General features: G+C 70.1%; 1 protein-coding gene. It reads left to right on the top strand.

Translation table 11 applies throughout. From position 1 onward, the window contains the following. A partial coding sequence (locus tag AACQ95_RS17130) for an Ig-like domain-containing protein (protein WP_241281112.1) occupies window positions 1-224 on the top strand: 224 nt, incomplete at both ends.

Raw genomic sequence — 224 nt, 5'->3', positions numbered from 1 at the left:
AGCGGGTCAGCAGATCCCGGTCAGCGGCACCGTCAGCGGCGAGTTCAAGGCCGGTGACACCGTCACCCTGACCGTCAACGGCAAGCCGTTCACCGGCCCGGTGGACGCCGATGGCCGCTTCACCATCCTGGTGGCGGGCAGCGATCTGGCGGCCGATGGCGACAAGACCATCGATGCCAGCGTGACCAGCACCGACGCGGCGGGCAACAGCGCCACCGCGACCG

The organism is Aeromonas sp. MR19, assembly GCF_963899305.1.
Classification (GTDB): Bacteria; Pseudomonadota; Gammaproteobacteria; order Enterobacterales; family Aeromonadaceae; genus Aeromonas; species Aeromonas bestiarum.
The sequence above is the reverse complement of the archived record's forward strand: the minus strand, read 5'-3'. Positions and strand labels throughout refer to the sequence as shown.